Origin of the sequence: Vibrio sp. 779(2023), from assembly GCF_033344285.1 — a bacterium.
In the GTDB taxonomy this organism is placed as follows: domain Bacteria; phylum Pseudomonadota; class Gammaproteobacteria; order Enterobacterales; family Vibrionaceae; genus Vibrio; species Vibrio alginolyticus.
Genome location: NZ_JAWPOM010000002.1, coordinates 45,288 through 62,899, shown reverse-complemented (window position 1 = coordinate 62,899; position 17,612 = coordinate 45,288). Strand labels below are relative to the sequence as shown.

Here is a 17,612-nt window from a genome sequence, read left to right as displayed (position 1 = left end):
TAAAAAGCCATGCAGACAATGCATGGCTTTTTTTGTACCCTATTAAAAACAAAATTATAGAAGGGAAAGTCATGCTTATCGTAGTTTCTCCAGCGAAGACTCTTGATTACGAGTCTCCGTTAGCGACAGAAAAATTTACTCAACCTGAGTTGGTCGAATACTCAAAAGAGCTTATCGATGTATGCCGCAAACTGACTCCTGCTGATGTTGCCTCTTTAATGAAAGTGAGCGACAAGATTGCCGATTTAAATGTGGGCCGATTCCAAGAGTGGAGTGAAACGTTTACCACGGAAAACTCACGACAAGCCATTCTTGCATTTAAAGGTGACGTTTACACAGGGCTAGACGCCGAAAGTTTATCTGAAGCGGACTTCGAATATGCTCAAGATCATCTGCGTATGCTATCGGGTCTCTATGGTTTACTAAAACCACTTGATTTGATGCAGCCATACCGTCTTGAAATGGGTACCAAGCTTGCAAACGACAAGGGTACGAACTTGTACCAGTTTTGGGGCAACGTTATTACGGACAAGCTTAACGAAGCGATTTCTGCTCAAGGTGATAATGTCCTTATCAACCTTGCATCAAATGAATACTTTAAAGCGGTTAAGTCAAAGAATTTAGATGCGCAAGTGATCACGCCAGTATTCAAAGATTGTAAGAATGGTCAATACAAGGTCATCAGTTTTTACGCGAAGAAAGCGCGCGGTATGATGGCGCGTTACATCATTGAAAACCGTGTTGAGAGCGTGGCAGACCTGACTAAGTTTGATACGGCGGGTTACTACTTTGTGGAAGATGAATCGACGCCAACAGAGTTAGTATTTAAACGCGAAGAGCAAAAATAAAGCTGATTGAGACGTAATCGACGTTAATCTCTATCAGCACAAACGAAAAAGGGTTGGCATTGCCAACCCTTTGTTATTTTCTAGCTTGAGCTACTTGGCCCCAACAAGATTACTTCTTCTTAGCGGTTTTCTTTTTCGCTACTTTTTTCTTGTCGTCTTTTTTCTTTTTCTTCTTAAACACAGGCTTTTTGTGTTTAGGACGCATCTCTTTCACGAAACGCTCTTTGATGTCTTCTTTCACGTAACGTGCAACGCGATCCATCATTGGTTGGTCGTGTGCTTCTACGATTGAGATAGCGTTACCTTTCTTACCTGCGCGAGCCGTACGGCCGATACGGTGAAGGTAAACATCAGCCGTGCGCGGCATGTCGTAGTTGATAACGTGTGATACATCCGGAAGATCGATACCACGCGCAGCAACGTCCGTCGCGAGCAGCACATTCACAGTTCCATCGCGGAAGCGAGAAATCGCATTGTTACGACGATCTTGCGGCATTTCACCTTGAATCCAAGAACATGGAATCTGTGCACTTTCAAGCTGCGCTCGTAGCTCAGCCAAACGCTCACGAGTCTTTAAAAAGACGATAGTGCGCTCAGCTTGCTGAGTAATAATGTGTTTTAGTAATTCCAGTTTGTGTTCAGCATCATCAGCTCGGTGGTACCACTGAGCAATTTTCTTACGCTCACGCAGCGGCGATTTTGCATCGATCTCTGCTGGGTCATTCAACAGATCAGCGGTAAAGCCTTCTACGCCTTTCCCTTCTAACGTTGCTGAGAACAGAAGGGTTTGCTTACGCCAGCGACATTCGTTAGATAGGCGATCGACAGTAGGAGCAAAACCCATATCTAGCATACGGTCTGCTTCATCAAGGATTAACCATTCGATTGCACGACAATCAAAACGTTCTGCATCAATGTATTCTTTTAAACGGCCAGGTGTCGCAACCACAATGTCTTGCGTTGTTGCAAGGATGTCGGCGTGCTCTTGGTACTGAACACCACCAGTGATGGTGAAAATGTTGAGTTTGGTATTTTTTGCCAAAGCACGTGCTTGATCGGCAATTTGCATCGCCAGTTCGCGAGTAGGCGTTAGGATCAAAATACGCGCAGGTCCAGGCTTACGACGAGGGAAGTCTTGCAAGTATTGCAATGCTGGCAGGACGAAGGCGGCCGTTTTACCAGTTCCTGTTGGCGCTGACGCTAGAATGTCACGACCGTCCAACGCTTGTGGAATCGCTTCTGCCTGAATTTTTGTTGGGCGTTCGTAACCCATCTCTTCAATGGCTTCAAGTAGGTTTTGGTCTAGATCAAGTTCAGCAAAGGTTCTGATCACAATGAGTTCTCCACAAGCAAAGCTTGGTTAATGGTTCGCCACAACAGCATAGAATACAAAAAGGTCGCACATTATAAAGTGATTGGTGATAAGGATCACATGTTATTTCACATCTTAAGATAAAACTCGCGGGTTAACTGGATGAAATCATCACTATAGCCGTCATTTGCACGGATAATTAAATGTGACGTCTGCAAATCGCAAGGTCGTTTTGACAGTTCAAATAACAATCGGTGTACTGGTTTCTTTTCTGATGGTTGCACACGACAGCTCCTCGATAGATACCAACCTTGGTTTAATGCTAGCTCAATGAACTGCTCGCCTTCGGTGATTGGCAACACAAAACTAGCTCTCCCTTCGTCATCAAGCAAATGATAGCAACGCTGTAGCAATGCGTTATGGCCTAGCGTATCAGTGTGCCTCGCGGTTGCACGTTGACTGTGTTTCGATTGCTCGCCGCTGTTGAAGTAGGGCGGGTTACAAATGATGCGTTGGAATGAATGTGTCGGCGTAAAGTGCAGTATGTCGGTGTGATGCACACTTACACGATCTGACCAAGGAGACTGGGCCATATTTTTTTGCGCGGCAGCAACGGCTGTTAATTCGATATCGACCGCGGTTATTTGAGCTTCCGTAAAGCGTTGAGCACACATCAGGGCAAGCAGGCCAGTGCCAGTGCCAATATCGAGAATTTTAGCGTCGTTAGGGCTTTGAATCCAAGCACCAAGCATTACCCCATCTGTGCTGACTGGCATACCACTCTCGCCGCCCTCAATACAAAATTGCTTAAAATTGAAACCTTTAGTTTTCAGTTTTTTGTTCTTCATGATTGTTTTATATTTGCTCAATAATTAAGTGGATTACTCTATTGTTTATTAATTGTATAGATTGTTGTTTTGTTGGTTATTAAATTGTATTGTTAATTGATCGAGATAAAGAACTGGTCTGTTATTTGGATCTGGTTATATCCACTGCTTTTAAGTTTGAAAACTAAATTAATATGGTGTTTTTTTCTTAAAGGTTGCCAAATGATGAGTCTTTCGTCATTATGCGGCGAAAATTTTATAGATTGAACCACGTGTACTTATTGACTTTAGGTATACAAAAAGTGGTCTAAGCATACACAACATTCATTAATTAAAAGACAAGGGTTATCTGTGAAGCAGACGTTAAAACTAACAGATATTATCGCAGTAGGCTTTATGCTATTTGCGTTCTTTTTAGGTGCGGGCAATATTATCTTTCCACCTCTAGCGGGTCAGTTAGCGGGTGAAAACTTAATGCCAGCTATGTTTGGTTTCTTGCTGACAGCGGTAGGTCTACCTCTTATTACTATCGTTGCTATTGCTGTTGCTGGTGGTTCTTGGGATCACTTAACGCAAGACCTTCCGAAAAAAGCAGCGGTTATTATGGCTGCGTTGATCTTCATCATCATCGGTCCTGCGTTTGCTGCGCCTCGTACTGGCCTAGTGGCTTACGAGATGGCGGTGAAACCTTTCTTCCTTGAAGCGTCACAAACGCATCTCACTGCATTTTCAGTGATCTTCTTTATTGCGGCGATGATGTTCTCATGGTTCCAAGGCCGTTTGATCGATCTTATCGGTAAAGTACTGACACCAGCATTGTTCGTTGGTTTGATCATTCTTGCTGTCGCTGTCTTCCTTGATCCTCAGGGCGATATGATTGGCGCGCACGGTGAATACCTAACGCAGCCTCTGACCAAAGGCTTCTTAGAAGGCTACAACACAATGGATACGTTCGCGTCATTGATGTTTGGTATGCTGATGGTTGATGCACTGCGCGGTAAAGGCATTACTGAGCGCTCTGCAACTACTAAATATCTGATCTATGCAGGTTGTATTGCTGCTGCTGGTCTTGCGTTTGTTTACATCTCACTATTTTACTTAGGTGCGACGAGTGCAACGGTTGCTGCTGGTGCTGATAATGGCGGCCTAGTGCTTAGCCAATACGTTCAAGCGTTGTTTGGTCCATACGGTCAAATCGTTCTGTCTGTCATCGTATTGCTAGCGTGTCTGACAACCGCGATTGGCTTGATTTCTGCGTGTTCAGATTTCTTCAGCTCGAAAACACCACTGTCATACAAGCAATGGGTACTGATTAATGGTTCTGTTTGTGCATTGGTTGCAAACGTTGGTCTTGCGCAGCTGATTTCTCTGTCAGTGCCAGTATTGTTTGCGCTGTACCCTGTGGCGATTGCGTTGGTTGCACTAACATTTGTGCGCAGCAAACTGCCGAATCCACGCTTTGCTTACCGTGCAGTACTGCTTGTATCTCTACTGTTTGCGTTGGTTGATGCGGCAAAAGTATCGGGTATTGATGTTTCTGCGTTTAACATGCTGCCACTATTCGAAGTCGGCATGGGTTGGGTGCTTCCAACATTTGCGGCTATCGTGTGCATGTTCTTCATCGCGAAACCTCGCCCAGAGCTAGCACAAGAAACCGCGTAATCACTTCGCGTTATCAAGATAATAAAAAGCCCGATGAATTACTTCATCGGGCTTTTAATTTTTAATGATGACGTGTTTGCGCTATTAAAGCGTGTCGTGGAATTCCACAAGAACTTGTTCACACCATTTTTCGATGCGTTCATCACTCAGTTCGTACTGTGAGTCTTCATCTAACGCAAGTCCAACAAACTTGCTGCCATCTTCGATCAATGCTTTCGATGCTTCAAATTCGTAGCCTTCATTTGGCCAGTAACCGATAAAGGTTGCGCCTGTGGCTTGCAATTCATCGTGAAGTAAGCCCATCGCATCTAAATACCACTCTCCGTAACCTTCTTGGTCACCCAGGCCAAACAGCGCTACAACTTTGCCTTTCAGTGGCGTGGTCGCGATGTCTTGCCAAATCGCGTTCCAATCTTCTTGAATTTCACCAAAATCCCAAGTTGAGATGCCAAGGAGTAATAAGTCGTAGTCCGCCATTAGTGATAACGGTGTCTCTTTCACATTGTGAATGTCGACAAGGTCTTCACCAATAAGGGTACGAATTTTCTCTGCTGCCATTTCTGTGTAGCAGGTCGTTGAGCCGTAAAAGAGTCCGATTTTCATTATATTCGTCGTTATTCGTGTTGCTGTTGTGGAAGATTCTAACCATAAATTGAGGAAGATTGCAGCGAATATCCTATGTGGGATGATTTTTTATGGTATTGGATTGGCAGGTGCTTTAATCTAAATACTGTAAATATAAACAGATAAGGAAGCATTCATGACGGCACAACAGCCTGTCAATCAACAAGATTTTTCGCTTGTTGAGCAATTCTTAGATGCGATGTGGATGGAGCGTGGTCTATCAGAGAACACGTTGGCTTCCTACCGAAACGATTTAATGAAGCTGCTCGTGTGGATGGAAAAACATCGATACCGTCTTGATTTTATCAGTTTGTCTGGCTTGCAAGAATATCAAAGCCACCTTGTAGACTTAGATTACAAACAGACGTCCCGTGCGCGTATGTTGTCGGCTATTCGTCGTTTATTTCAATACCTGCATCGTGAGAAGGTGCGCGCTGATGACCCGAGTGCGCTCTTGGTTAGCCCTAAACTGCCACAACGTTTACCCAAAGATATTAGTGAAGAGCAAGTGGACGCGTTGCTCGAAGCGCCAGACCCGAATGACCCTATAGAATTGCGCGATAAAGCGATGCTAGAGCTACTCTATGCGACAGGGTTGCGTGTGACAGAGCTCGTCAGTTTGACCATGGAAAATGTTAGCTTGCGCCAAGGGGTGGTGCGCGTGACTGGTAAAGGTGGTAAAGAACGCCTGGTTCCTATGGGGGAAAACGCGGTCGATTGGATCGAGACGTTCATTCAACAAGGGCGCCCTGCGTTACTTGGTGATACATCATCTGATATTGTTTTTCCTAGTAAACGCGCAAGACAAATGACTCGTCAGACGTTTTGGCACCGTATTAAGTACTATGCTTTGATAGCAGGGATTGACACGGATCAGCTGTCGCCGCACGTACTGCGTCATGCCTTTGCCACGCACTTATTGAACTATGGCGCAGATCTCAGGGTCGTACAGATGCTTTTAGGACATAGTGACTTATCGACCACGCAAATTTATACTCACGTGGCGACTGAACGATTGAAGCAGATCCACAGTCAACACCACCCAAGAGCATAACAATGGTTAGATTCATCCATGTCTTCTTGGAAAAACGATTTTACATTAAGGTGAATTTCATGAGCGTATTACGCCGACTAACTCTGCTGACTTTACCATTTTTTGTTACCGCTTGTGGTGCAGAAGAAAGTCAGGCTCAAACGGAGACTCCTGCGCAACAAGTGGCGCCAGCTGCACAAAGCGGCTTTGATGAAGCAGCATTAAAAACTAAGTTCTCAAAGCTTGGTTTATCTATCGTTGATATTCAACCATCAGACGTCGCTGGCTTATTGGAAATTCAAACCAATGGCGGGATCCTGTTTGCTTCAAATGATGGTAGCCATTTTATCGCCGGTACGCTTTATGCCATTAATGATGATGGCAGTTACAAAGATGTCATAGCAGAGCGTCAAGCGCCGCTTAACGCCGAGAAAATTGCTCAGTTCTCCGATAGCATGATCGAATACAAAGCCGACGATGAAAAGTACGTTGTGACCGTATTCACTGATATCACATGTGGTTACTGTGTGCGTCTGCATAGCCAAATGCAAGGCTATAATGATCTAGGTATTACAGTGCGTTACATGGCTTACCCTCGCCAAGGTGCAACTGGCCCTGTGGCAGAGCAAATGGCAACGATTTGGTGTGCTGAAGATCCGGCGTCGGCAATGCACAACGCGAAAGTGAATCGTACATTTGATAACCCTGCGAAAGACCTGAAACAGTGTAAAGAAACCATCCAGGCGCATTACAATCTAGGTCGCCAATTGGGTATTTCTGGTACGCCAGCAATCTTCTTACCGAATGGCGAAATGGTTGGTGGCTACCTACCACCTGCAGAGCTATTGAAACGTTTAAAGCAACTATAATCCATTAGGAGCAGAGTCGGCAAAGTTGTCGGCTCTTTTAAGCATGATAGAAATTCAACGACGTCCTGAACCTGATCTTTCCCTTCTTCCTGATTCCATTCCTCCGATTCTTAAACGTATCTACATCAACCGTGGGATAACGGATCTTTCACAATTAGAAACGTCGGCCCGTGGGTTGCATTCATATCAAAAACTCGGGGGGATTGAGCAAGCTGTCGATCTTTTGTTTCAGGGGATAAAAGAACAAAAACGCATCATCGTTGTCGGTGATTTTGACGCTGATGGTGCGACAAGCTCAGCATTATCAGTACTCGCGCTGCGCATGCTTGGTAGTCACAATGTGGATTACCTAGTGCCAAATCGTTTTGAAGACGGTTATGGGTTAAGCCCAGAAGTCGTTGACCAAGCCCTAGAGCTTGGCGCTGAGATGATCATGACGGTGGATAACGGCGTCTCATCAATCGAAGGCGTGCGTTACGCAAAAGAAAATGGCATTACCGTGCTTGTTACCGATCACCACTTGCCAGGACAAGTGTTGCCTGATGTGGATGCAATGGTGAACCCAAACCTTGAGAGCTGTAGCTTTCCATCTAAAGCGCTTGCGGGTGTAGGGGTCGCGTTTTATCTCATGATGGCACTATGCGTTCATATGCGAAAACACAATTGGTTTGCAGAACAGGGGATGCAAGAGCCCAAGTTGATGGAACTGATTGACCTTGTTGCACTGGGTACCGTAGCCGACGTCGTTCCATTGGATGAAAACAACCGCATTCTTGTACACCAAGGCTTGCAACGTATTCGTGCGGGCAAAGCGCGTCCCGGCATCCAGGCATTAATTGAGGTCGCGAAGCGCGATGCGCGTCGTTTAGTTGCGTCCGATTTTGGCTTTGCTTTAGGTCCACGTATTAACGCTGCAGGTCGTCTTGATGACATGTCTTTCGGTGTTGAACTATTGATGTGTAACAACATCCACGCTGCTCGTCGCATGGCAAGTGAATTGGATGGCTTGAACCAAACTCGTAAAGAGATTGAAGAAGGCATGAAGCAAGAAGCGATGGCTTTCTGTGAGCGCCTTCAGTTTGGTGAAGGCAATGAGCTTCCTTATGGCCTAGCCTTGTTCCAACGTGATTGGCATCAAGGTGTGATTGGTATTTTGGCTTCGCGTATTAAAGAGAAGTTTCACCGTCCAGTCATTGCATTTGCTGATGGCGGAGAAGGGACGATTAAAGGCTCGTGTCGTTCTATTCCGGGGCTACACATGCGCGATGCGTTGGATTTCATCGACACGCAAAACCCGGGTTTGATCATCAAGTTTGGTGGACACGCCATGGCAGCAGGCTTAACGATTAAAGAGCAGGATTTTGAGCGTTTCAGTCGTTTGTTTGATGAAGTGGTAAAAAAGGAACTCGATGAAGCGGCGCTAAAAGGCGTGATCATGTCAGATGGCGAACTTAAGCCGGAAGAGTTCTCTATGCATGTTGCTGAACAGCTGCGATCGGGTGGCCCTTTTGGACAAGCCTTCCCTGAACCAATCTTTGATGGTGAGTTTAAAGTACTGCATCAAAAGCTGGTGGGTGAGAAGCATCTTAAATTGATGTTAGAGCCGCTTTATAAAGGTCACCCTACCAATGTGATGATCGACGGTATCGCATTCAATGTTGATCTACGTCGATGGCCAGATGCATCGGTTAAAACAGTACGTCTCGCGTATAAGCTGGATGTGAATGAATTTCGTGGTAATCAATCATTGCAATTGATGATCGACCATATCGAAGCTAAGTAATACCTAGATTAACCTTTCTTATAGAGTACGGTTGTCCCTAAGTGGGTGTAAAATTTTATGACCGTGCTCTCTCTCACCGCAATCTGATTTCTCATCCGAAATTTTCCTGTATCTCGGTCACATTTTTCAGTAGAATTTCTCGGTTAAATTCTATTCTAAAATGTTGAGTAAACATGTTTGAAATCAATCCAATTAAAAACCGTCTGCAGGACGTGTCTCAGCGCACAAATGTCCTGAGGGGGTATCTTTGACTATGACGCGAAGAAAGAGCGTCTAGAAGAAGTCAACGCAGAACTTGAACAACCAGATGTATGGAACGAACCTGAGCGTGCGCAAGCACTGGGTAAAGAGCGTGCATCACTAGAAGCGGTTGTTGAAACCATTGATCAACTAGAGCAAGGTGTGGAAGATGTAGAAGGTCTTCTTGAGCTGGCTGTAGAAGAAGAAGATCAAGAAACATTTGACGAAATTGAACCAGAACTTGCTGAGTTGGAAGAGAAGCTAGAAAAGCTTGAATTCCGTCGTATGTTCTCTGGAGACCACGATAGCTCTGATTGTTACATCGATTTGCAAGCTGGCTCTGGTGGTACAGAAGCACAAGACTGGACTAACATGCTGCTGCGTATGTACCTACGTTGGGCAGAAGCGAAGGGCTTCAAAGCTGAAGTGATTGAAGTCTCTGAAGGTGAAGTCGCGGGTCTTAAGTCGGCAACAGTTCGCATCTCTGGTGAGTATGCGTACGGTTGGTTACGCACTGAAACGGGCGTTCATCGTCTTGTTCGTAAATCTCCGTTCGATTCAGGCGGTCGTCGCCATACGTCATTTGCTTCTGCGTTCATCTATCCAGAGATTGATGAAAACATCGACATCGACATTAATCCTTCCGACCTACGTATTGACGTTTACCGTGCGTCAGGCGCAGGTGGTCAGCACGTAAACACCACAGAATCTGCGGTACGTATTACGCACGTACCTACGAACACAGTGGTTCAGTGTCAGAATGACCGTTCTCAACATAAGAACAAAGATCAGGCAATGAAACAGCTTCGAGCGAAGCTATTTGAGCTTGAATTGCAAAAGCAAAATGCGGAAAAACAAGCTAATGAAGACGCTAAGTCTGACATTGGCTGGGGTAGCCAGATCCGTTCTTACGTATTGGATGACTCACGTATTAAGGACCTCCGTACGGGCATTGAAAACCGTAATACTCAAGCGGTTCTTGATGGCGATCTGGACAAATTTATTGAAGCTAGCCTGAAATCAGGTCTATAAAGCTTTTCACCGACAAAAACAGGATACATCGAAAATGACTGATGCTGTTCAAAACGAAACTGTACTAGAAGAAAATAAGCTGATTGCTGAACGCCGCGCTAAACTGGATGCAATCCGAAAGAGCTGCAAAGCGAACGGCCATCCAAACGACTTCCGTCGTGACGCACTAGCGGGCGACCTTCAGAAAGAGTTCGGTGAAAAGACGAAGGAAGAGCTAGAAGAGCTTAACCACGTAGTAGCAATCGCTGGCCGTATCATGGCTAAACGTGGTCCATTCTTGGTAATTCAAGAAACTTCTGGCCGTATCCAAGCTTATGCTGACAAAGCGGTTCAAAAAGTACTTAAAGAAAAATACCAAGGTCTAGATATCGGTGACATCATCGGTGTTAAAGGTGCACTTCATAAGTCTGGTAAGGGTGACCTATACGTGAACATGGAAGAGTACGAGTTGCTAACCAAAGCACTACGTCCACTTCCAGAAAAGTTCCACGGTCTAACTGACCAAGAGATGCGTTACCGCCAACGTTACGTTGACCTGATCGTTAACGAAGACTCTCGTCAAGCGTTCGTAGTACGTTCTAAAGTAATGTCTGCAATCCGCAACTTCATGATCTCTAAGCAGTTCATGGAAGTTGAAACGCCAATGATGCACGTTATCCCTGGCGGTGCGAGTGCGCGTCCATTCATCACGCACCACAACGCACTAGACATGCCAATGTACCTACGTATCGCGCCAGAGCTATACCTGAAGCGTCTAGTTGTTGGTGGTTTTGATCGCGTATTCGAAATCAACCGTAACTTCCGTAACGAAGGCCTTTCTCCACGCCACAACCCAGAATTCACAATGATGGAATTCTACATGGCGTACGCAGACTACAAAGATCTGATGGACCTAACTGAAGAACTACTAAGCTCAGTGGCGCAAGAAGTTCTAGGTTCAACGTCAATGCCTTACGGTGATGAAACGGTTGAGTTTGGTGGTACTTACACTCGTATGAGCATGTTCGAAGCAATCAAGCACTACAACCCAGACCACGCGCAAATCCAAGCGCTAACAGAAGAAGACCTACAAAACCGTGATCTAATGGTTTCTATCGCGAAATCTGTTCACGTTGAAGTAGAACCTTTCTGGACATGCGGTCAGCTTCTTGAAGAGATCTTTGGTGAAACAGCAGAACCTAAGCTAATGCAGCCTACGTTCATCACTGGTTACCCAGCAGATATTTCTCCGTTGGCTCGTCGTAGCGATGATAACCCGTTCTTTACAGACCGCTTTGAGTTCTTTATCGGTGGCCGTGAAGTAGCGAACGGTTTCTCAGAGCTTAACGATGCTGAAGACCAAGATGCACGCTTTAAAGCACAGGTTGAAGCGAAAGAGTCTGGTGACGACGAAGCAATGTTCTACGATGCAGACTACATCACTGCTCTAGAGCACGGCCTACCGCCAACAGCAGGCCAAGGTATCGGTATCGACCGTTTGGTTATGCTACTGACTAACACGCACACTATCCGTGACGTGATCTTATTCCCTGCAATGCGCCCGCAAGCGTAATTCGATAGGATGAGTAAAAAAACCACCTTCGGGTGGTTTTTTTTTGCCTTTTAGTTAAGGTAATTCAAGTTGTTGCACTTGCCTTTTAATGGGATATGCAAATAAACATTCGCCAAATCTCAATCTATTGCATAGTCTTAATACTGAGACAGACGTGAGGGGGCGGAGTCTCGATAATGTTACCCGCTCGCAAAGATAAGTTTGTGGCACAAAATTTCTATTAACAATGAAAAAGGGTTAGAGAATGGCTGGGCAGTTTAAGATGGATTCCATCCCGGGATCGCTTGTGGTAGTTGGCGGTACTTATGAGCCTTGGTTATCGGTACTGGAGCAAGTGGGCTGGAAGTGTCATCAAGTAGGTGACTTACGCAAAGCTAATACGCTGTTAGAAGATATTGGTCCATGTATCGGTATTGTTGATCTCAGCCATGACGAGTTCAGCTTGAATGGTTTGGCGAACTTAGTCAGCTCTCACAAACACGTACGTTGGTTAGCGTTTATTCGTGAATCTCAGCTTGGCACTGACACCATATGCCAGTTCATTGTTAACTTTTGTATCGATTTTTTCACAGCGCCGATCCCAGATGCACAGTTATTAAGCACAATAGGTCACCAGCTTGGCATGCTTAAATTGGAGAAAAAAGTTTGGCCTAGTTTTGGTAGCAGTTTAGATATGGGTTTGATCGGTGAATCTATCCCGATGAAACGTTTACGCGATCAAGTGAAGCGCATTGGTCCAACGGACGTCAGCATTCTGATTTCTGGGGAAAGTGGGACTGGTAAAGAGGCGGTTGCTAGGGCCATCCATAAAGTCTCTTCACGCTCTCATAAACCGTTTATGGCAATTAACTGTCGCGCACTCAATGAACAACGTTTCCAAGCTGAAGTATTTGGTATTAACGCCGATGAAGATATGGAAGCATGCCTGCTTGAACAAGCAGATGGTGGCACCGTGTTGTTTAATGACATTCTTACCATTTCAAAAGAGCAGCAAATGAATCTGCTGAGATTCTTGCAAGAAGGCACCATTGATACCAAAGATGGCGTAAAAGCGGTTAACGTGCGTATTCTTGCTGCTAACTCGTCGGATGTTGAAAAAGCTTTGATTGACGGTGACTTCAATGAAGAGCTTTACCATTACATCAACGTTCTGCGCATCAATGTCCCTAGCTTGAAAGAACGTGCGAGTGACATCGCATTGCTGGCTCGTTTCTACTTACAAGAGTTCTCAAAAGAGTACAACTCGCAAGCAAAAAGCTTTTCTGAGGATGCATTCAAGGCACTGACACGTTATTTCTGGCCTGGAAATGTGCGTGAGCTGATGAACCAAGTGAAGCGAGCGGTATTAATGTCCGACAGCGTAATGATTGAAGATCATCACTTAGATTTACCTCAACGTAATGACTCAAAGCGCAGCTTGAAATCAATCCGAGAGAAGAGTGAACGTGATGCGTTGCTGGTTGTTTTGGAATCTCATTCTGGTCAAGTTTCAAATGCGGCGAAAGAGCTCGGAGTTTCGCGTGCAACCATGTATCGACTACTTAATAAACATAACTTGATTTCCGAACAAGCCATGTAGTTGGCCTTTCCCTGTGTTAAATAGGCGAATAAATACAATAAAAGAGAGTGGCCACAGAGCCGCTCTTTTTATTTTTGTTTGGTTTGATTTATAAAATCCGCAAATTTATATATTCCTCAGGTGAATATGTTATACATAAAAGTATATGAAACTAAATTGCGGTGTATTGATTTGTTTTTAATCAAAAAGGCAAAAAATGTTTGATATATATTCATCAAAGCTTACAATTTAACCGTAACTCAATGAGTTATACCTTTCATAAACGGATTAATTTTTAGCTAGGAGGCGCAAGATGAAACATTACGTTGTTAACACCACTGCTTGCGCTGATCGTATGCCTATCGCTCCGATAACCCTTAAATCGGATGATACCAATACCACTGGCTCACAAGATAAAAATTAATCCGTAACCTATCATATTTATTACTAGGCTGCGGGAAAGTAGCGGCTTAGTATCAACAGAATATTTCTGTTCATTTTACGCACTATTTTTCCCAGTCGAATACATCGATAATCGGAGAAAATATTATGCGTCACTCTATTTACTTACAATTGGCCACTTTGCTATTGAAAGCAGACCTTAAACGCGAAGAAAAGCAATGGCAGCGTACCATACGCCGAACTGCTCATGATATTCCATGGACGAATGTTCATCTATTGAGGGATATTGGTTTAGATCGCGATGGTCGTTCTACACGTGCCAATGTTCCGGATGCAGTAAAAGTTGAACGTCGAGTTCGTCACCTTCGTCGAGTCTTAACGTCGCGAATAATGACGTAATCGTTAGCGTGTTGGGCTGACTGAGTTGCTAACGAGTCATTCAACACGCTTAACTTTTTATATGAAGTATGACTTCATTGGATAAACAGCTGATCTTGAAGATCAGCTGTTTTCGTTTGAAGGTGGTACTGTTAAGGGCAAGGATTCGAGTAAGTTGTACCTATTGCTTGAATTTCAGTAAGTAGTTCGTCGCTAAGTTGCAAATCAATACTGTCGATATTGGCTTTTAATTGGTCTAGGTTTGTTGCTCCGATAATGTTAGAAGCAACAAATGGACGCTGATTGACAAACGCGAGCGCCATTTGTGCAGGGGTTAGACCATGCTCTTGAGCTAAATTGACGTAAGCTTCGGTCGCTTTAACACCTTGCGGAGTGAAGTAGCGCGCAAAACGCTCCCACTTAGTGCATCGAGCGCCTTCAGGTTTTGCCCCGTTTAGGTATTTACCACTCAGGCAGCCAAATGCCAAAGGAGAGTAGGCAAGTAACTGAACGCCTTCGTAATGGCTGATTTCAGACAAGCCAACTTCGAAGCTGCGGTTCAATAAGTTATATGGGTTTTGAATGGAGACAATTCTTGGCAAATCGTGTTTTTCTGCCAAACGCAATAGCGACATCACACCCCACGGCGTCTCGTTGGATACGCCGATATAGCGCACTTTACCTGCATTCACTAATTCAGTAAGCGCTTCCAACGTTTCAATTAACGTGACTTCTTCTTGTTTGTCAGGGTATGGGTAGTTGAGTTGACCAAAGCAGTTGGTTTGACGCTGCGGCCAATGTAGTTGGTACAAATCGACATAATCGGTTTGTAGACGATTAAGGCTGTCATCAATTGCTGTATGGATGTGGCGACGATTAAGGCTCATGTTGTCTCTAATGTGAGGAACATTGCGAGGGCCTGCCACTTTTGTTGCTAGTACTACTTTCTCTCTTTTGCCGCTTTTTGCTAACCAATTACCGATGTATTGCTCGGTGAGCCCTTGTGTTTCCGAGTTTGGCGGTACAGGGTACATCTCTGCGGTATCGATGAAGTTCACCCCATGATCGAGGGCAAAGTCGAGCTGTTCAAAGGCGTCCTTTTCTGTGTTTTGCTCGCCAAACGTCATAGTGCCGAGGCAGATTTTACTGATCTCAAGTGATGAGTGCGGTAGTTTTGTGTATTGCATATCACGTCCTTGAAGAGTTACCGACTAAATAAGTGACTCCAATATAGGGGATTTTTAGCCGCAATCGCAAATGATTTACGTATAAAGGGAGAGCAAACTCGAAAGCTACAGTTAGCCTAACTACACTTAAATAATCGTGTGAAGGAGGTATGTTATGCAGAAGCATCAATTGGACATGTGGCTACATGGTCCACATAAAGATACTTATAAAACTCCCAAAGTATTTGTGATTGGGTGTTCTGATGTCTCTGACTATCTTTTAGCTGTGGAGTACAAGCATCAACTTGAGCCGATTAAAGACGGTGAAGACCCGATACATTTTGGCTCTCTAGACTTAGTAAAAGAAGAATTATTGAGGCTAGGGGTCGATAAAGCGTATTTAAGGCTGCGTAATGCGTATGACGAATGTGGCACTGAAGAGGCAGCCTCGTACTGCGATATTGAGTTATCGCTCGTGACGCACTAAATAGCTGATATAGTTTTATTCTGGTTGAGTGTTAATGTAGTGCTTGAGTAAGATCTGTTCAGTAAACTGTGTTCTAAGGTAAAAGCCTCGGGGCAGAGTTTTCATCGGCTTACCATTTGAGTTATATGCTTCGGTGAGCGCTTTTGCATTTGCGGCTTTAGGGCGAAGATGCAGCGCTTCTCCGTGTCTGGCGGAAATTTGATCAAATCTTCCCAAGACGATCATCTCCATTAACTCTTCCCAGTCATTTCGCAAAATCCGTTCTTCTTCTTCATCTGGTGACCAAATGAGTGGACTGCCCACACGTCTTTCAGCGAGTGGGATTTCTCGTTCTCCTTCTACGGGTACCCAAAGCACACGAGATAGCTTGTTTCGAACATGACTTGTTTCCCATGTAAGACCATGAACACCAGTGAGGGGGGCCACAGAAACAAAGGTTGTTTCTAAAGGTTTGCCAGAGTAACTGATCGGAATACTTTTCAACTCGATCCCTAGTTTTGCGAAATCTTGTTGAGGTTTACTGCCAGCTGGAGCGCCCAAGTGCCATTCGAGTAATTGACCCACCCAACCTTTATCACGTTTTAAGTTTTCAGGAACAATCATATTCGCCTCGGCGGCCAACTCAGCAAAACAGAGTCCTGCCATATCATGCGCTCGTTCCAATAGCTCTGCTTCTGTTTGTGGTTCTGGTTTCATAGTTACAAGGTGGTATTACAAAAAATATAGTTTATCAAACTCCGACCAAATCTACTGTTTAAGATTTCACCGAGGCGGTGTAAGAACGATCAATTCATAACTTATCCACAGGTGGAGGAGGTATTGATAAGATCCTGGCGGGATCTGTATGAATAAACAGGGGTTAAAATGCATTTTTGGGGTTGATTTTGTTGTAATCATCTAAACGAATAGCAGGTGAGTGTGGATAAATAGCCTGTTGGTGGATCTTTGACCGATCTGAGTTTGGTGAAAAGATCATCAAGAAATTGAAGATCGAATTATCGTTATTTTTAAAAATAAATACTTTTTTATCAATGCTTTATGTTTGTTTTTTTGTTTATTCATTTGTTTTTCATTTGATGGGATTGAACTGAATTACTCATTTGAATTGAATTCTTCACAAAGTTATTCACAGAAAAGGTGAATAAATGTGGGCAATGTCTCACTCTTGTGTTGATAAGGTATGGTTTGATTAAAAGATATCCAAAAATGCTGAAAAGGTAATAAATCTTGCTCATATCACATCAGTAAGTTTGCTAGTAATGGGGATATGTGGAAAAATCACGGTAATAAAAAATTTATTCATAGAGGTTAGCCAGTGATAGATGGCGATGGTTACCGACTTAATGTTGGTATTGTGATATGTAATAACCATGGTCAGGTCTTCTGGGCTAAACGATACGGGCAACACTCATGGCAATTTCCACAAGGTGGGATTGACGAAGGTGAAACCCCTGAACAAGCCATGTTCAGGGAGTTATACGAAGAAGTCGGTTTAACGAAAAAAGACGTTAAGATCATTGCAACAAGTCGTCATTGGTTAAGATATAAGCTACCAAAGCGATTGGTGCGTTGGGACTCCAAGCCTGTTTGTATCGGCCAAAAACAGAAATGGTTTCTGCTGAGATTAGAATGCGATGAGTCTCGCATTAATATGCAACGCGGAAAATCCCCTGAATTTGATGGTTGGCGCTGGGTAAGTTACTGGTATCCAGTTAGGCAAGTTGTTTCTTTCAAGCGAGATGTTTATCGACGAGCGATGAAAGAATTTGCATCCTTAGCCATGCCTTTTCGAGAGAGAAAAGCGAAAGGGAAAAGAAAAAAGCAACGTAGAGGATAATC

16 protein-coding genes are annotated in these 17,612 nt (G+C 44.3%); 11 read left to right on the top strand and 5 right to left on the bottom strand.

The annotated features are described in order from the left end of the window. Window positions 1-71 precede the first annotated feature (71 nt). The gene (gene yaaA, locus R8O70_RS02915; RefSeq protein ID WP_151514425.1) at window positions 72-848 is read left to right on the top strand and encodes a peroxide stress protein YaaA; all 777 of its coding nucleotides are present in this window, start codon (window positions 72-74) and stop codon (window positions 846-848) included. A 109-nt stretch (window positions 849-957) separates the two neighbouring features. Here yaaA and srmB read toward each other — a convergent pair whose 3' ends face one another. Together srmB and R8O70_RS02905 are read right to left on the bottom strand one after the other, a co-directional pair. Further along, a complete protein-coding gene (gene srmB, locus R8O70_RS02910; protein ID WP_005381797.1) occupies window positions 958-2,181 on the bottom strand; it encodes an ATP-dependent RNA helicase SrmB in 1,224 nt (407 codons plus the stop codon). A 107-nt stretch (window positions 2,182-2,288) separates the two neighbouring features. Then, window positions 2,289-3,008, bottom strand: a complete 720-nt coding sequence (locus tag R8O70_RS02905) for a tRNA1(Val) (adenine(37)-N6)-methyltransferase (protein WP_318184046.1) — start codon at window positions 3,006-3,008, stop codon at window positions 2,289-2,291. A gap of 330 nt (window positions 3,009-3,338) precedes the next feature. Here R8O70_RS02905 and brnQ point away from each other — a divergent pair, with 330 nt between their 5' ends. Beyond that, entirely contained in the window at window positions 3,339-4,649 is a 1,311-nt protein-coding gene (gene brnQ / locus R8O70_RS02900) for a branched-chain amino acid transport system II carrier protein (protein ID WP_005382851.1), read from the top strand. An 84-nt stretch (window positions 4,650-4,733) separates the two neighbouring features. Here the strand turns inward: brnQ and fldB are convergent, their stop codons facing one another. Continuing rightward, entirely contained in the window at window positions 4,734-5,252 is a 519-nt protein-coding gene (gene fldB / locus R8O70_RS02895; protein WP_005381790.1) for a flavodoxin FldB, read from the bottom strand. Between the two features lie 157 nt (window positions 5,253-5,409). Between fldB and xerD the strand changes: the two genes are divergently transcribed. The 7 genes from xerD to R8O70_RS02860 all read left to right on the top strand — a co-directional run bounded on the left by xerD (window position 5,410) and on the right by R8O70_RS02860 (window position 14,141). Then, window positions 5,410-6,327, top strand: a complete 918-nt coding sequence (xerD, locus tag R8O70_RS02890; RefSeq protein ID WP_005381788.1) for a site-specific tyrosine recombinase XerD — start codon at window positions 5,410-5,412, stop codon at window positions 6,325-6,327. Window positions 6,328-6,386: 59 nt separating this feature from the next. After that, the gene (gene dsbC, locus R8O70_RS02885; RefSeq protein ID WP_005381786.1) at window positions 6,387-7,175 is read left to right on the top strand and encodes a bifunctional protein-disulfide isomerase/oxidoreductase DsbC; all 789 of its coding nucleotides are present in this window, start codon (window positions 6,387-6,389) and stop codon (window positions 7,173-7,175) included. A gap of 43 nt (window positions 7,176-7,218) precedes the next feature. Further along, window positions 7,219-8,958 (top strand): single-stranded-DNA-specific exonuclease RecJ, encoded by a 1,740-nt coding sequence (gene recJ / locus R8O70_RS02880; RefSeq protein ID WP_017635068.1) that lies wholly within the window; start codon window positions 7,219-7,221, stop codon window positions 8,956-8,958. 173 nt (window positions 8,959-9,131) lie between these two features. Then, window positions 9,132-10,230 (top strand): peptide chain release factor 2 gene (gene prfB, locus R8O70_RS02875; RefSeq protein WP_100068604.1). Its coding sequence is split into 2 segments (ribosomal slippage): window positions 9,132-9,206 and window positions 9,208-10,230, totalling 1,098 coding nucleotides; the frame shifts between segments, so codons are not numbered across the junction. A 34-nt stretch (window positions 10,231-10,264) separates the two neighbouring features. Next, the gene (lysS, locus tag R8O70_RS02870; protein WP_005382861.1) at window positions 10,265-11,782 is read left to right on the top strand and encodes a lysine--tRNA ligase; all 1,518 of its coding nucleotides are present in this window, start codon (window positions 10,265-10,267) and stop codon (window positions 11,780-11,782) included. A 244-nt stretch (window positions 11,783-12,026) separates the two neighbouring features. Continuing rightward, window positions 12,027-13,361 carry a cyclic-di-GMP-binding transcriptional regulator VpsR gene (vpsR, locus tag R8O70_RS02865; RefSeq protein WP_005385970.1) on the top strand — a complete coding sequence of 445 codons (1,335 nt, stop codon included), beginning with the start codon at window positions 12,027-12,029 and terminating at the stop codon, window positions 13,359-13,361. 528 nt (window positions 13,362-13,889) lie between these two features. Then, window positions 13,890-14,141, top strand: a complete 252-nt coding sequence (locus R8O70_RS02860) for a hypothetical protein (protein ID WP_005381776.1) — start codon at window positions 13,890-13,892, stop codon at window positions 14,139-14,141. 131 nt (window positions 14,142-14,272) lie between these two features. Here R8O70_RS02860 and R8O70_RS02855 read toward each other — a convergent pair whose 3' ends face one another. Further along, window positions 14,273-15,307: an NADP(H)-dependent aldo-keto reductase gene (locus R8O70_RS02855; protein WP_213904805.1), complete on the bottom strand. Its 1,035-nt coding sequence runs from the start codon at window positions 15,305-15,307 to the stop codon at window positions 14,273-14,275. A gap of 154 nt (window positions 15,308-15,461) precedes the next feature. Here R8O70_RS02855 and R8O70_RS02850 point away from each other — a divergent pair, with 154 nt between their 5' ends. After that, the gene (locus R8O70_RS02850) at window positions 15,462-15,773 is read left to right on the top strand and encodes a DUF6482 family protein (RefSeq protein WP_005381772.1); all 312 of its coding nucleotides are present in this window, start codon (window positions 15,462-15,464) and stop codon (window positions 15,771-15,773) included. 15 nt (window positions 15,774-15,788) lie between these two features. On the opposite strand, the gene mutH is transcribed toward R8O70_RS02850, so the two are convergent. Further along, window positions 15,789-16,469 (bottom strand): DNA mismatch repair endonuclease MutH, encoded by a 681-nt coding sequence (gene mutH / locus R8O70_RS02845; protein WP_206953692.1) that lies wholly within the window; start codon window positions 16,467-16,469, stop codon window positions 15,789-15,791. A gap of 619 nt (window positions 16,470-17,088) precedes the next feature. On the opposite strand from mutH, the gene rppH reads away from it, so the two are divergent. Next, entirely contained in the window at window positions 17,089-17,610 is a 522-nt protein-coding gene (gene rppH / locus R8O70_RS02840) for an RNA pyrophosphohydrolase (protein WP_005381953.1), read from the top strand. The last annotated feature ends 2 nt before the right edge of the window (window positions 17,611-17,612 follow it).

Bases quoted from the DNA above. Each gene is read 5' to 3' on its own strand.
- yaaA (WP_151514425.1), top strand. From the start codon at position 72: ATGCTTATCGTAGTTTCTCCAGCGAAGACTCTTGATTACGAGTCTCCG.
- R8O70_RS02905 (WP_318184046.1), bottom strand. From the start codon at position 3,008: ATGAAGAACAAAAAACTGAAAACTAAAGGTTTCAATTTTAAGCAATTT.
- fldB (WP_005381790.1), bottom strand. From the start codon at position 5,252: ATGAAAATCGGACTCTTTTACGGCTCAACGACCTGCTACACAGAAATG.
- xerD (WP_005381788.1), top strand. From the start codon at position 5,410: ATGACGGCACAACAGCCTGTCAATCAACAAGATTTTTCGCTTGTTGAG.
- dsbC (WP_005381786.1), top strand. From the start codon at position 6,387: ATGAGCGTATTACGCCGACTAACTCTGCTGACTTTACCATTTTTTGTT.
- recJ (WP_017635068.1), top strand. From the start codon at position 7,219: ATGATAGAAATTCAACGACGTCCTGAACCTGATCTTTCCCTTCTTCCT.
- lysS (WP_005382861.1), top strand. From the start codon at position 10,265: ATGACTGATGCTGTTCAAAACGAAACTGTACTAGAAGAAAATAAGCTG.
- vpsR (WP_005385970.1), top strand. From the start codon at position 12,027: ATGGCTGGGCAGTTTAAGATGGATTCCATCCCGGGATCGCTTGTGGTA.
- R8O70_RS02860 (WP_005381776.1), top strand. From the start codon at position 13,890: ATGCGTCACTCTATTTACTTACAATTGGCCACTTTGCTATTGAAAGCA.
- R8O70_RS02855 (WP_213904805.1), bottom strand. From the start codon at position 15,307: ATGCAATACACAAAACTACCGCACTCATCACTTGAGATCAGTAAAATC.
- R8O70_RS02850 (WP_005381772.1), top strand. From the start codon at position 15,462: ATGCAGAAGCATCAATTGGACATGTGGCTACATGGTCCACATAAAGAT.
- mutH (WP_206953692.1), bottom strand. From the start codon at position 16,469: ATGAAACCAGAACCACAAACAGAAGCAGAGCTATTGGAACGAGCGCAT.